Source organism: Stenotrophomonas sp. YJH_SMC_69, assembly GCF_059370495.1.
Genome location: NZ_JCAFTS010000001.1, coordinates 406930 through 420441, shown reverse-complemented (window position 1 = coordinate 420441; position 13512 = coordinate 406930). Strand labels below are relative to the sequence as shown.

Sequence of the window (13512 nt, the reverse complement as noted above, 5' to 3'; positions counted from 1 at the left end):
CGCGCTCCAACCTGGTCCGGCATGTCCAACTCCCGCTTCGTACATCTCCACGTCCACACCGAGTTCTCGCTGGCGGACTCCACCATCCGTGTGCCGGCCAAACCGGACCAGGCGGACCCGAAGAAGGCCAAGCAGGCCAACCTGCTGTCGCGCTCGGTCGAACTCGGCCTGCCCGCGCTGGCGGTGACCGACCTCAACAACCTGTTCGCCCTGGTCAAGTTCTACAAGGCCGCCGAAGGCGTGGGCATCAAGCCGATCGCCGGTGCCGACGTGCTGATCGCCGAGGAAGGCCAGGACCCGTGGCGGATGACCCTGCTGTGCCGCGACCGCGAGGGTTACCTGAGCCTGTCGCGGCTGCTGACCCGCGCCTGGATGGAAGGCCATCGCCCCGAGGGCGGCGTGGCCGTGCACCCGGACTGGCTGAAGGCCGGCAACGCCAACCTGTTCGCATTGGCCGGGCGGCAGAGCCTGGCCGGGCGCCTGGCGCTGGACGGCAAGCATGAACTGGCCGAGCAGCAGCTGGCCGACTGGCAGCGCGTGTTCGGCGATGGCCTGCACCTGGAGCTGACGCGCACCGGCCGCGAGGGCGAGGAAACCTTCAACCAGTTCGCGCTGATGGCCGCCGGCCAGCGTGGCCTGCCGGTGGTGGCCAGCAACGACGTGCGCTTCCTGTCGCCGTCGGACTTCAGCGCGCACGAAGCGCGCGTGTGCATTTCCACCGGCCGCGTGCTGGACGACCCCAAGCGCCCGCGCGAATACAGCGACCAGCAGTACCTGAAGTCGGCCGAGGAGATGTGCGCGTTGTTCGCCGACATCCCCGATGCGATCGACAACACGCTGGCGCTGGCCGAGCGCTGCAACATCGAGATGCGGCTGGGCACCTACTTCCTGCCCAACTACCCGGTCCCGGACGACGAGACGCTGGACACCTGGATCCAGAAGATGTCGCGCGATGGCCTGGAAGAGCGCCTGGAGAAGAATCCGCTGGCGCCGGGCAAGACCCGCGAAGAGTATTTCGAGCGCCTGGAATTCGAGCTCAACACCATCATCAAGATGGGCTTCCCGGGCTACTTCCTGATCGTGGCCGACTTCATCCAGTGGGGCAAGAACCAGGGTATTCCGATCGGCCCCGGCCGTGGTTCGGGTGCCGGTTCGCTGGTGGCGTGGGCGCTGAAGATCACCGATCTGGACCCGCTGCCGTACAACCTGCTGTTCGAGCGCTTCCTGAACCCGGAACGCGTGTCGATGCCCGACTTCGACATCGACTTCTGCATGGACCGCCGCGACGAGGTGATCGACTACGTCGCCCGCAAGTACGGGCGCGAGCGCGTCAGCCAGATCATCACCTACGGCACCATGGCCGCCAAGGCGGTGGTGCGCGACTCCGGCCGCGTGCTCGGCTTCCCGTACGGCCTGGTCGACGGCGTCTCCAAGCTGATCCCGAACATTCTGGGCATCCACCTGAAAGATGCGCTGGGCAAGGGCAAGGAAGGCCCGAGCTCTGAGATGGCGTCGGCCGAACTGATCCAGCGCTACGAGACCGAGGACGATGTCCGCGACCTGATCGACCTGGCGCTGCAGCTGGAAGACCTGACCCGCAACGCCGGCAAGCACGCCGGTGGCGTGGTGATCGGGCCCGAGCCTCTGAGCGAGTTCTGCCCGCTGTACGCCGAACACGACGAGAACGGCCTCGGCAAGAACCCGGTCACCCAGTTCGACAAGAACGACGTGGAAGAAGTGGGCCTGGTGAAGTTCGACTTCCTGGGCCTGCGCACGCTGACCATCATCGACTGGGCGGTGAAGGCGATCAACAAGCGCCATGAGCGCGCCGGCATCCCGCCGGTGGACATCGCCGCGATTCCGCTGGACGACACGCCCACCTACAGGGACATCTTCGCCAACGGCAATACCGGCGCGGTGTTCCAGTTCGAATCCTCCGGCATGCGCCGCCTGCTGAAGGACGCGCGCCCCGACCGTTTCGAAGACCTGATCGCGCTGGTGTCGCTGTACCGCCCCGGCCCGATGGACCTGATTCCCTCCTTCAATGCGCGCAAGCACGGCCAGGAAGAGATCATCTATCCCGATCCGCGCACCGAAGCCATCCTGAAGGACACCTACGGCATCATGGTGTACCAGGAGCAGGTCATGCAGATGGCGCAGATCGTCGGCGGCTACTCGCTGGGCGGCGCCGACCTGCTGCGCCGCGCGATGGGCAAGAAGGTGCCGGCCGAAATGGCCAAGCACCGCGAGATCTTCCGCGAAGGTGCAGCCAAGGGCGGCGTCGATGGCCCCAAGGCCGACGAAATCTTCGACCTGATGGAGAAGTTCGCCGGCTACGGCTTCAACAAGTCGCACGCCGCTGCCTACGCGCTGGTCAGTTACCAGACCGCCTGGCTGAAACGCCATTACCCGGCTGAGTTCATGGCGGCCACGCTGTCGTCCGATCTGGACAACACCGACAAAGTGGTCGGCTTCCTCGACGAGGTGCGCAACCTCGGCCTGACCGTGCTGCCGCCCAAGGTGAACCAGTCGGCCTTCATGTTCGAAGCGGTGACGCCGGACACCATCCAGTACGGCCTCGGGGCGATCAAGGGCGTCGGCCAGGGTGCCTGCGAGGCGGTGGTCGAGGAGCGGCTGAAGGGCGGCCCGTTCAAGGACCTGCTCGACTTCTGCACGCGCGTTGGTTCGGCCAAGCTCAACAGGCGCACGCTGGAAGCGATGATCAACTGTGGTGCGTTGGACGAGCTCGGCCGCAACCGTGCCTCGCTGATGCTGCAGCTGCCGGAGGTGATCAAGGCTACCGACCAGATGGCCCGCGAGCGGGCTTCGGGACAGAACTCGCTGTTCGGTGGCCCGGACCCGAGCGCGACCACGATCCAGCTGGACCTGCCCGAAGCCGAGGAGTGGCCGCTGCTGCAGCGCCTGAACGGCGAGCGCGACACGCTGGGCTTCTATCTCAGTGGCCACCCGTTCGATCCCTGGCGCGACGATGTGCGCGACCTGGTCGGCAATGACCTGGGTTCGGTGGAGAAGATCTGGAGCGCCAACAGCGGTGGTGGCGGCGGCGGCGAAAAGCGCTGGCGCCCGGAAGTGCAGACGGTGCTGGCCGGCCAGGTGGTCGGCGTGCGCCGCAAGGGCGAAAGCCAGATCTTCATCCAGCTTGAGGACGGACGTGGCCGCGTCGAGTGCAGCGCGTTCTCCGACGCGATGGCCGAGTTCGGCCACCTGATGACCAAGGACCGCATCCTGGTGGTCAAGGGCGGCCTGCGCGAGGACGAGTTCAACGGCGGCTTCGCGCTGCGCATCCGCCAGTGCTGGGACTTCGATGAGGTCTGCGCCAACTACGCCACGCGGCTGTCGCTGCGCCTGGACCTGCGCCAGCAGCGCCCGGTCTGGGAGCGCATCGATGCGCTGCTCGACCGCCATCGCCCGGGACGGACGCCACTGCGCCTGGACCTGCTGCTGAAGGGGCCGCACGGCGGCGTCGCCGGCATGCTCGATGTGTCCGGGCAGAGCGCGGTACGCATCGATTCCAAGCTGATGGAGGCGCTGCGCGCCGACCCGGCCGTGCGCACGCTGAAGGTGCGCTACAGCCCGCCATGGGCCAGCTGAGGCTGGCTCCCTCGCTGTCCTGTCTCCCCTGTTTCCCCGTTCCAAGTATCAAGGACGATTGCCGATGAAGACCCTGCTGTTCCCGTTCGCTGCCGCACTGGCCCTGGCCGCCTGCTCCCCGTCGAAGATCGAGTTCCAGATCGACAACCCGACCGACACGCCGCTGGCGTTGAGCATCGACGGCCAGGACCTGCCGGTGGCCGCACAGGGCTCGCGCCCGGTCTCGCTCGCTGTCGGCGAGCATCGCCTGCATACCGACAAGCTCGGTGATGTGCGCTTCATCGTCTACGTCGACGGTCGTGGCGGGCTGATCAATCCGACCCTCAGCGAGTACGTGATCGCCCGCGAGATCTACGTCACCGACGAGAGCAAGGTGAAGAACTTCGGCGTCGGCAACAGCGGTATCCAGCTCGGCGGCGTCGACTTCGAAGGCCCGTTCGAGAAGCGCCACGACCTGTTCATCGACAAGACCTGGACCTACGGCGTGCGCGAACCCTTCCCCAAGGAAAAGGTGGTGGCCCACGTTGATTCCAGCGGCGGCCAGATCGTGGCCAAGGTGTTCACCGCTCCCGACTTCATCGCTTACGTGGAAGAAGGCATGGGCGAGCCCGGCGCGTTCAAGCGCGAACAACCAGGTGGCTACGTGGCCCCGGCCTACAGCCTGGAACCGGCCCCGGCCAGCCTGCCGGCGCTGGTGCCGGCCTTCGAGGCCCACGCCGCGCCCCTGCGCGAGGTCTACGCGCGCTGGCTGAAGGCCACCACCGCCGATGAACAGAAGGCCCTGCGCAAGCAGGATTTCGCCGCGCAGATGGCCTTCACCTCGGCCACTGCCACCCTGGGCAGCGGCCTTGGCCGGGAAGCCAACGAGGCCTACAACGACTTCGTCTCCCAGCGCAGCCAGTTGATGGGCCGCAGCGCCCTGGTGGTGCCCTGAGCTGACTGGCGCCCCCTGCCCGGCTGCGCTACCGTCGCCTTCCAGACGAAGGCGTACGGGTGGTTTGCACGCATTCGGCTAGAATTCCCCCCTTCTTTACACGACGGCTTCCGATGAATCCGAACTACCTCGACTTCGAGCAACCCATCGCCGACCTGGAAGCCAAGATCCAGGAGCTGCGCAACGCCAGTGCCGGGCCGGCGGTCAATGTCGAGGCGGAAGTGCACGCGCTGCAGGACAAGCTGCGCATGCGCACCGCGCAGATCTTCCGCAACCTGACCTCGTGGCAGGTGCTGCAGCTGGCCCGCCACCCGTCGCGCCCGTACACCGCCGACTACCTCCGCGTCATGTTCGATGAGTTCCAGGAGCTGGCCGGTGACCGCGCCTTCGCCGACGACAAGGCGATCATGGGCGGCCTGGCCCGCATCAATGGCCGCGCGGTAATGGTGATCGGCCACCAGAAGGGCCGCGACACCAAGGAAAAGATCAAGCGCAACTTCGGCATGCCCAAGCCGGAGGGTTACCGCAAGGCACTGCGCCTGATGAAGATGGCCGAGCGCTTCGGCCTGCCGGTGCTGACCCTGATCGACACCGCCGGCGCCTGGCCGGGCATCGACGCCGAGTCGCGCGGCCAGTCCGAAGCGATCGCGCGCAACCTGATCGAGATGGCCGAGCTGAAGGTGCCGATCATCTGCACCGTGATCGGTGAAGGCGGCTCCGGCGGTGCGTTGGCACTGGGTGTGGGCGACCGCACCGTGATGCTGGAATACGCGGTGTACTCGACCATCACCCCGGAAGGCTGCGCCTCGATCCTGTGGAAGGACGCGGGCAAGGCCAAGGAAGCGGCCGAACAGCTGGGCCTGACCGCGCCGCGCCTGAAGAGCCTCGGCCTGGTCGACAAGGTCGTGCGCGAGCCGACCGGTGGCGCCCACCGCAACCCGACGCAGATGGCCAAGCGCCTGAAGGCCGTGCTGCTGAACGAACTGGACGCGCTGGACAAGCTGTCCACCGAACAGCTGCTGGAACAGCGCTACACGCGCCTGCGCAGTTACGGCACGTACGAAGCGGCCTAAGCCCGGTAGTGCCGGCCGCTGGCCGGCAACACGAGGTGATTGCAGAAATGAAAGAGCCGGGCATTTGCCCGGCTCCTTCGTTTGCGCCCTGACAGCATCCACGCATGGCGTGGATCTACCGGACGCAGGTGACCCCGCCTCAGAACGGCTTGGCCAGCACCAGCCACACGATCGGAATGAACGCCAGCAGCGGGATCTCGTTGATCCAGCGCAGCGCGCGCGACGACGGCAGCGCCCGGCCCTTGGCCACGCCCTTGAGCAGGCGGCCGGTCCAGCCGAAGTACACCAGCAGCACCACCACCAGCCCCAGCTTGGCGTGCAGCCAGCCGGCAGCTCCCGGCGCCACCATGGTCGGGAAATCGGGGATGACCTTGTAGCCCAGCCACAGCACCAGGCCGAGCAGGAACGCCAGGCCGAACATCGAGTGGCCGAAGCGGTACAGGCGCAGGCCCATCAGCTGCAGGCGCTCGGTCACCGCCGGCTGGCCCGCGGTCTCGGCCAGGTTCACCAGGATGCGCGGCAGGTAGAACACCGTGGCCATCCACGCCACCACGAACACGATGTGGAAGGTCTTGACCCAGTAGTAGCTCTGCATGCGCTCGCTCCGGCGGCTGGCGTAGGTTGGCGGCCATTCTCGCATGCCGTGGCGAAGCCGCCGCAGGCACGCGCGCCGCGACACATCGACGCATGGCGCGCCGCAACACCGTACGATAGGCGCCGTTTTCCCCGATCGCGCACTGCCCCATGGACAAGACCTACGACGCCGCCTACTTCCAACGCTGGTACCGCCGTGCCGACATCGGCGGCAGCGCCCGCCTGGCGCGCAAGGTGGCATTGGCCGTGGCCAGCGCCGAGTACTACCTGGAGCGGCCGATCCGCAGCGTGCTGGATATCGGCTGCGGTGAAGGCGCCTGGCGCGCGCCGCTGCTGAAGCTGCGTCCGAAGGTCGAATATCTCGGCTTCGACAGCAGCGAGTACGCTGTGCGCCGCTACGGCAGGACCCGCAACCTGCACCTGGCCCGCTTCGGCGACTTCGCCTGGCTGCGGCCCTGTGCCCCGGTTGACCTGCTGGTGTGTTCGGACGTGATGCACTACGTGCCCGACCGCGAGCTGCGTGCAGGACTGGCCGGCGTGGCCGAGCTGACCGGCGGCGTGGCCTTCCTGGAGACCTTCGCCGCCGAGGACGCGTTCGAAGGCGACCACGACGGCTTCCAGGCCCGACCGGCGCGCTGGTACCGCCGCACGCTGGCCCGCCAGGGCCTGCAGCCGGTAGGGTCGCACTGCTGGCTAGGCCCCGCCCTGGCAGGCGATGCGGCCGCGCTGGAACGGATGTGAATCCGGATTCATTATTTTCAGCCGACTTAACCTGCGGGACACCTGGATGGGATATGCTGCGCGGCAACATATGACCATACATATTCGGTCGTCATGCTCTATCAACTGCACGAACTGACCCGCAACCTGCTCGCCCCCTGGGTGCACCAGGCCCAGGCCAACGCCAGGTTCTTCGCCAACCAGGGCCACTGGTGGTCGCAGATGCCCGGTGCTGATCGCCTGGCGGCGGTCAATGAACTCTTCCACCGCATCGGCAAGGATTACGAGAAGCCCGAGTGGGGCATCAACGAAATCGACGTCGATGGCGAGCGCGTGCCGATCGTCGTGCACGAGGAAGTGAGCAAGCCGTTCTGCAAGCTGCTGCGCTTCAAGCGCCACAGCAATGAAGCCGACCAGCTGCACACCATGCTCAACCAGCCGTTCGTGCTGGTGGTGGCGCCGCTGTCCGGCCACCACGCCACGCTGCTGCGCGACACCGTGCGCACGCTGCTGCGCGACCACCGCGTGTACGTCACCGACTGGGTCGACGCGCGCATGGTGCCGGCCAGCGAAGGCGAGTTCGGGCTGGATGACTACATCGCCTACATCCAGGAGTTCATCCGCCACCTCGGCGTCGAACGCCTGCACGTGGTGAGCGTGTGCCAGCCGACCGTACCGGTGCTGGCCGCGGTTTCACTGATGGCCAGCCGTGGTGAACCGACGCCGCGCACGCTGGTGATGATGGGTGGCCCGATCGATGCGCGCTGCAGCCCGACCGCAGTGAACAACCTGGCCACGCAGAACCCGCTGTCGTGGTTCGAGAACAACGTCATCCACACCGTGCCGGCCAGCTATCCGGGTGCCGGCCGCCGCGTGTACCCGGGCTTCCTGCAGCACGCCGGCTTCCTGTCGATGAACCCGAGCCGCCACTTCAGCTCGCACTGGGATTTCTACACCGACCTGGTCAAGGGCGACCTGGAAGACGCCGACGCGCACCGTCGTTTCTACGACGAGTACAACGCGGTGCTGGACATGCCGGCCAGGTACTACCTCGATACCATCCGCGTGGTGTTCCAGGACTTCCTGCTGCCGCGTGGCGAGTGGGTGGTCAACGGCGAGAAGGTCGATCCGTCGGCGATCCGCGATACCGCGCTGCTGAGCATCGAAGGCGAGCTGGACGACATCGCCGGCCTTGGTCAGACCGAAGCCGCGCAGGCGCTGTGCACCGGCATCACTGCGGACCGCCGTGAGCATTTCATCGTCGAAGGTGCCGGCCACTACGGCATCTTCAGCGGCCGTCGCTGGCGCGAGGTGGTGTACCCGAAGGTGCGCGACTTCTTCGCCGCGCATGCCGAAGCCCCGGCGGCGAAGGCCGCGAAGAAGAAGAGCAACGTCACCCCGTTGCGGCGCAAGGCGGGGTAACTCGCCTCTGGCGTGTGCCGACCTTGGTCGGTACGCTTTGGTAGATGCCAACCTTGGTTGGCGCTCTACCGTGAATCCCTGCAGCTGATGGATCGTGCCAACCAAGGTTGGCACCTGCCAAAGCAAAGCCCACCAAACGTCCCGACGCTGATGGCTTGTGCCAACCAAGGTTGGCACCTGCCGAAGCATGTGCGCCCGCTTACAGCCGCACCAGCAGGTTCTTGGCAATCAGCCCATGCAGCTTGCCGATGCCGCGTGCCAGGTGCATCGTCAGCACCAGCAGCAGTGCGCCCGCCGCAGCAACCGCGATCGCCACCAGCGGCGAGGCCGCCATCGGCAGCACATTCACGTCGTTGATGTACACGCCGGGGATGTCACCACTGAAGATCGCCGCGACCGGCGCCCAGATCAGGCTCAGCGACAGCGACAGCAGCGTCACCGCGATGGTGAAGTAGATCACGCCCAGCGGCAGCATCAGCACGAAGTACAACAGCGTCAGCCAGGTACGGCCATCGGTGAACATGTCGCCGATGCGCTGCAGCCAGGTGCGGCTGCGGTCGGTGTAACGCGGGCGGCGCGGCATGCGCTCGCCCAGCAGCGCTTCCACCAGCCGTCCTTCCAGCAGCGCCAGCCCGCGCACCGAGCCGAAGAACAGCACGGTCAGCGGAATGCCGATGATCAGGATCAGCAGGCCCAGCGACAATGACAGGCCGGTCACCACCCAGGTGAAGAAGAAGATGCCGGTGGCCAGCGACAGCAGCATGTAGAACAGCGCACCGTAGGTGTGCGGATCGGTCACCACGCCGAAGAAGCGCGCCAGCAGCGAACGCTGCACCGGCGCCTGCGGCGGTGCGGCCGGCTCGACGCCACTGGCTTCCGCCGCTGCACGCAGCATCGGCGCGGTATCCGCACGCGGCGTACGCAGCGCGCGGTTCACCGTCACTTCGGTCTCGCGGTAGATCTCGGCCACTTCGTCCGGCGCGCCATAGCTGCCGGCAACATCGGCGATCACCTCGGCCTCGCTGCGGCCGGGCTGCGCCGCCAGCTCCGAGCGCAGGTATTCCTCGGCGTCGTACAGCGCGTCCTGCACCATCGCCGGATCGGCACCTTCCAGCGCCGCGCGCAGCTGCGCCAGGTACTGCGGGATGGTCGTAGGCAGGGCGCGGCCTGCCAGGCTCGGGTCGTTCATTGCGGTACCCCCTCCAACACGGAATCGACGGAATCGCGGGTGGCCTGCCAGGCCTGGCGCCACTGCGCCAGCACCTCGCGGCCACGTTCGTTGATGCGGTAGTAGCGCCGCGGCGGCCCGCTGCTGGAAGGTTCCACATGGCTTTCCAGCAGGCCGGCGCCCTCCAGGTTGCGCAGTACCGGGTACAGCGCGCTCTGCTTGCCGCTCAGCACGCCCTCGCCCACCCGCTCCAGCTCCTTGGCAATGAGGTAGCCGTACAGCGGCTCCCCGGCCCGGGCCAGCACCGCCAGCAGGGCCAGCGACACCGTTCCGGCGCTGAGCTCCTTCTGGAACTTCTTCAGGTGGACATCGTCCTCGGACATGACCGGCCCTCCACTACGTTGAAGTCCACAGTAGTGCGAAGTTCGGTATAGCGAATGTGTCGTTAGTCACTCTCCCGGTTGGCGCCGCTGCGCGGCTCGCGCAGAATCGAAGCCTCGTTCATGTTCCGGGGTTCCCATGCCGCACCGCCGTTGCCTTGCCCTGACCGCCCTCGCCCTGGCCTGCCTGCTGCCCGCCCTGGCCAGCGCGGCCACGCCCTACCGCAGCCCTCAGCAGATCCTCGACGCCTCGGCGGCCAGCGACTGGCGCACCCCGGACCCGGCCAACCTGCTGTACATGGACCTGCCGGCCGGTCGGGTCATCATCGAGCTGGCACCGCAGTTCGCCCCGCGCCATGTCGCCAACATCCAGACCTTCGCCCACGAGCATTTCTGGGACGGCACCAGCATCTACCGCTCGCAGGACAACTTCGTGGTGCAGTTCGGCGATGCCGACGCCGATGACGCAGCCAAGGCCAAGCCGTTCGGCAGCGCCGCGCGCAAGTTGCCGGCCGAGTTCGAGCGCGCCAGCGCCGGCCTGAAGGTCACCGTGCTGCCGGACCGCGATGGCTGGGCCGCGCAGACCGGTTTTGTCGACGGCTTCCCGGTCGGCCAGGACCCACAGGCCGGCAAGGCCTGGCTGGCACATTGCTACGGCATGCTGGGCGCGGGCCGCAGCAACGAGGAAGACAGCAGCATCGGTGCCGAACTGTACGTGGTGACCGGACAGTCGCCGCGCCAACTGGACCGCAACATCACCCTGGTCGGTCGCGTGCTGAAGGGCATGGAGCTGCTCAGCGCGACGCCGCGCGGGCCGGCGCCGATGGGCTTCTACACCGACCCGACACTGCGCACGCCGATCGTGTCGATCCGCCGCGCCAGCGACGTGCCGGCAGCCGAGCGCACGCCGATCCAGGTACTGCGTACCGACTCGAAGACCTTCGCCGATACGGTGGAGGCGCGGCGCAATCGCGTGGATGATTTCTACAAGCGCCCGGCCGGGCATATCGATCTGTGCAATATTCCGGTGCCGGTTCGCTGATGGTTTCCTGCGCGTGACGCGTGCTGAAGGTGCTTCACTGTTCATGAGCGTTACTTTTCTTTGTACGCAAAGAAAAGTAACCAAAAGAAACGCGCCGCCAGGTCGCGAGCCGCCGTGTTTCGCACGTCGGTCCCCTGCGCTTCTCGGTGAATCAGGGGACGGTGTGCACAAGGCAGCCGACTAGCAGTCGGCTCTACAGGACATCGGCACCTCTTCGCCCCTGATTCCCCTGCGATGCTCGGGTCGCTCAAGGCGGACCCAGTTCAAAGGCCACAGCTGCATCCAGAAGATCCACGCAATGCGTGGATGCTTTTGCTGTTGATCTTGACCTTCCAGTCCGCCTTGAGCGAGCCGAGCACCGCAGGTCTGGCGAGGGCGAAGAGGCGCGGGTGTCTGAGCGCAGCGAGTTCCCGCGCCGTCCCTCGACGGGCCGAGGAGCGCAGGGCACCGGTGCGCAGCACCGGCTCGCGGCCTGGCGGCGTGTTTCTTTGGTTACTTTCTTTGCACGAGCAAAGAAAGTGACACCTCTCCGCAGGCGTGGAAAAGAGCTGCCGGGCAGCGCCCGGCACTACCAGTGCGTCGGCGCGCTCAGCCCTTCTGACTCACCGCCACGCTCCCCAGAATCAACACACCGGCAATCAACATCTGCACCGTCACCGGCTCACCCAGGAACAACCACGCAAACGCCGCGCCGAACAGCGGAATCAGGTAGGTCACCGTCGACGCCCGCGACGGGCCGATACGACCGATCAGGCGGTAGAACATCAGGAACGCCATCCCGGTGCAGGCCACGCCCAAGGCAATCGCCGCGCCCCACGCCTTCAGCGGAATCGCCGCCTGCGGCCAGTGGGTCACCGCCATCGGCAACATCCACAGCGAGGCACACGACAGCGTTGCAGCAGCGGCCGCCGCCGAGGGCAGGCCGGTCATGTGCCGCTTCACCAGGTTCACGCCCAGGCCGTACAGCAGCGAGGCCGCCGCACCAGCCAGCACTGCAGTGCCGATGCTCAGGCCCGAGACTTTGGCCGTGGCCAGTACCACCACGCCGGCGAAGCCGACCAGCAACGCGCCCGCGCGGCGCATGCCGATCTTCTCGCCGAAGAACAGGAAGGCGATCAGCGCGGCAAACAGCACGGTCATCGCATTGCAGATGGCGCCGATCGCCGCAGGGGCTCGCTCGGCCGCGTAGGCGAACAGCACGAACGGCAGCGCCGAGTTGATCAGCCCGATCGGTGCCAGCCACAGCCAGCGCCGCGGTGGGAACTGCGCGCGGGCACGCCACAGGAACGGCAGCAGCACCAGCGCGCCCAGCACCAGCCGCACCTCGACCAGCGCGAACGGGCCGAACGACGGCACCGCCACCCGCATGAACAGGAACGAGCAGCCCCAGATGGCGCCCAGCAGGGTCAACTCCAGCGGTGTGCGCCAGTCGCGCTCGGCTGCCTGTGGGACCGCATTCATGCCTCGCCTCCGTCCATCGTCAATTCCTCGTCAAGGCAGACAGGATCGGGCGCAGACGCCTGCCGCACAAGCGCGTAGTATCGCTGCCAGCCACAAATATGGTTTGAGGCTCGACATGCAGCTACGCCCTTCCCTGCTCCCCGCACTGGCCGTGTTCGCGGTCGCCGCGCGCCACCAGAACTTCGCCCAGGCCGCGCAGGAGCTGCACCTGACCGCCAGCGCGGTCAGCCACCATGTGCGCCGGCTGGAAGAAGTGCTGGAAGTACGCCTGTTCCTGCGCCACGCCCGCGGCGTGCGCCTGACCGCCGAGGGCCGGCAACTGGCCGACGCCGCCAGCGCCGCCTTCACCGATGTCGCGGCCGTCGCCCATCACCTGCAGCCGGATGCCGACAGCGTGCCGTTGCGGATCACCACGCTGCGCTCGCTCTCCTACTGCTGGCTGCTGCCACGGCTGCCGCGCTTCACCCAGGCCCATCCGCACATCCGCATCGAGCTGCACACCGGCAGCGGCCTGGATCGCTACGACGACAATGGGCCGGAAGTCGGCATCCGCTACGGTCTGGGCCAGTGGCCGGGCCTGCGTGCGCAGCACCTGATGGACGACTACCTGTTCCCGGTGGCCTCGCCGGCGCTGGCCGGGGTCGAAGCACTGGTCGATCCGGCGCGCATCGCCGACCTGCCGCTGCTGACCGACCTGTCGCCGCAGGGCTGGCGCGACTGGTTCCGTCATGCCGGCGTGCGCCCGCCCTCGCCGCTGCCGCCGATGCACACCTTCGCCGACAGCACCGATGCGATGCGTGCAGCGGTGTACGGCATGGGCGCGGTGCTGGCACGTACCCACATCGCGCAGCCCTACCTGCAGCGCTACGAGGTGGTACGCCTGCCCGGCCCGGCGCTGAAGGCGCGCTATGCGTATCACGTGGTGCATGCCGAAGGACAACCGCCGAGCCCGGCCGCACGCCTGTTCATCGACTGGTTGCTGGAGCAGGCGCAGGACGAACGCACGCCGATTCCCGCATTGCCGGACAGCCTGCTCGGACGCCCGGCCACACGCGCCTGACTGCGCCCTCACCCGTTCTTTGCCCGGCGCTGGCTAGGCTGCAGGC

11 protein-coding genes are annotated in these 13512 nt (G+C 67.2%); 7 read left to right on the top strand and 4 right to left on the bottom strand.

The features are described from left to right. Positions 1-21 precede the first annotated feature (21 nt). The 3 genes from dnaE (at position 22) to AC5P8F_RS01970 (ending at position 5619) form a co-directional block, all read left to right on the top strand. Complete coding sequence (gene dnaE, locus AC5P8F_RS01980) at positions 22-3612, top strand: DNA polymerase III subunit alpha (protein WP_014646489.1); 3591 nt, start codon at positions 22-24, stop codon at positions 3610-3612. A 64-nt stretch (positions 3613-3676) separates the two neighbouring features. Then, complete coding sequence (locus AC5P8F_RS01975) at positions 3677-4546, top strand: hypothetical protein (RefSeq protein WP_014646488.1); 870 nt, start codon at positions 3677-3679, stop codon at positions 4544-4546. A 113-nt stretch (positions 4547-4659) separates the two neighbouring features. Next, on the top strand, positions 4660-5619 hold the full coding sequence (locus tag AC5P8F_RS01970) for an acetyl-CoA carboxylase carboxyltransferase subunit alpha (RefSeq protein WP_014646487.1): 960 nt from the start codon (positions 4660-4662) through the stop codon (positions 5617-5619). A gap of 139 nt (positions 5620-5758) precedes the next feature. Here AC5P8F_RS01970 and AC5P8F_RS01965 read toward each other — a convergent pair whose 3' ends face one another. After that, positions 5759-6214, bottom strand: a complete 456-nt coding sequence (locus AC5P8F_RS01965) for a CopD family protein (protein ID WP_014646486.1) — start codon at positions 6212-6214, stop codon at positions 5759-5761. Between the two features lie 149 nt (positions 6215-6363). On the opposite strand from AC5P8F_RS01965, the gene AC5P8F_RS01960 reads away from it, so the two are divergent. Together AC5P8F_RS01960 and AC5P8F_RS01955 are read left to right on the top strand one after the other, a co-directional pair. Then, positions 6364-6954 carry a class I SAM-dependent DNA methyltransferase gene (locus AC5P8F_RS01960; RefSeq protein WP_014646485.1) on the top strand — a complete coding sequence of 197 codons (591 nt, stop codon included), beginning with the start codon at positions 6364-6366 and terminating at the stop codon, positions 6952-6954. Positions 6955-7047: 93 nt separating this feature from the next. Continuing rightward, positions 7048-8355 carry a polyhydroxyalkanoate depolymerase gene (locus AC5P8F_RS01955; protein ID WP_014646484.1) on the top strand — a complete coding sequence of 436 codons (1308 nt, stop codon included), beginning with the start codon at positions 7048-7050 and terminating at the stop codon, positions 8353-8355. 199 nt (positions 8356-8554) lie between these two features. On the opposite strand, the gene AC5P8F_RS01950 is transcribed toward AC5P8F_RS01955, so the two are convergent. Next, entirely contained in the window at positions 8555-9544 is a 990-nt protein-coding gene (locus tag AC5P8F_RS01950; RefSeq protein WP_046429710.1) for a sensor domain-containing protein, read from the bottom strand. Then, entirely contained in the window at positions 9541-9906 is a 366-nt protein-coding gene (locus AC5P8F_RS01945; protein ID WP_004150914.1) for a PadR family transcriptional regulator, read from the bottom strand. Before AC5P8F_RS01945 ends, AC5P8F_RS01950 begins: the two co-directional genes overlap by 4 nt. A 136-nt stretch (positions 9907-10042) precedes the next feature. Between AC5P8F_RS01945 and AC5P8F_RS01940 the strand changes: the two genes are divergently transcribed. Next, on the top strand, positions 10043-10945 hold the full coding sequence (locus tag AC5P8F_RS01940) for a peptidylprolyl isomerase (protein WP_075075656.1): 903 nt from the start codon (positions 10043-10045) through the stop codon (positions 10943-10945). Positions 10946-11533: 588 nt separating this feature from the next. Here the strand turns inward: AC5P8F_RS01940 and AC5P8F_RS01935 are convergent. Then, positions 11534-12406, bottom strand: a complete 873-nt coding sequence (locus AC5P8F_RS01935; protein WP_164076962.1) for an EamA family transporter — start codon at positions 12404-12406, stop codon at positions 11534-11536. Between the two features lie 115 nt (positions 12407-12521). On the opposite strand from AC5P8F_RS01935, the gene AC5P8F_RS01930 reads away from it, so the two are divergent. After that, a complete protein-coding gene (locus AC5P8F_RS01930; protein WP_014646480.1) occupies positions 12522-13466 on the top strand; it encodes a LysR substrate-binding domain-containing protein in 945 nt (314 codons plus the stop codon). Positions 13467-13512 lie beyond the last annotated feature (46 nt).

Bases quoted from the DNA above. Each gene is read 5' to 3' on its own strand.
- AC5P8F_RS01960 (WP_014646485.1), top strand. From the start codon at position 6,364: ATGGACAAGACCTACGACGCCGCCTACTTCCAACGCTGGTACCGCCGT.
- AC5P8F_RS01945 (WP_004150914.1), bottom strand. From the start codon at position 9,906: ATGTCCGAGGACGATGTCCACCTGAAGAAGTTCCAGAAGGAGCTCAGC.
- AC5P8F_RS01955 (WP_014646484.1), top strand. From the start codon at position 7,048: ATGCTCTATCAACTGCACGAACTGACCCGCAACCTGCTCGCCCCCTGG.
- AC5P8F_RS01965 (WP_014646486.1), bottom strand. From the start codon at position 6,214: ATGCAGAGCTACTACTGGGTCAAGACCTTCCACATCGTGTTCGTGGTG.
- AC5P8F_RS01930 (WP_014646480.1), top strand. From the start codon at position 12,522: ATGCAGCTACGCCCTTCCCTGCTCCCCGCACTGGCCGTGTTCGCGGTC.
- AC5P8F_RS01940 (WP_075075656.1), top strand. From the start codon at position 10,043: ATGCCGCACCGCCGTTGCCTTGCCCTGACCGCCCTCGCCCTGGCCTGC.
- AC5P8F_RS01975 (WP_014646488.1), top strand. From the start codon at position 3,677: ATGAAGACCCTGCTGTTCCCGTTCGCTGCCGCACTGGCCCTGGCCGCC.
- AC5P8F_RS01935 (WP_164076962.1), bottom strand. From the start codon at position 12,406: ATGAATGCGGTCCCACAGGCAGCCGAGCGCGACTGGCGCACACCGCTG.
- dnaE (WP_014646489.1), top strand. From the start codon at position 22: ATGTCCAACTCCCGCTTCGTACATCTCCACGTCCACACCGAGTTCTCG.
- AC5P8F_RS01950 (WP_046429710.1), bottom strand. From the start codon at position 9,544: ATGAACGACCCGAGCCTGGCAGGCCGCGCCCTGCCTACGACCATCCCG.
- AC5P8F_RS01970 (WP_014646487.1), top strand. From the start codon at position 4,660: ATGAATCCGAACTACCTCGACTTCGAGCAACCCATCGCCGACCTGGAA.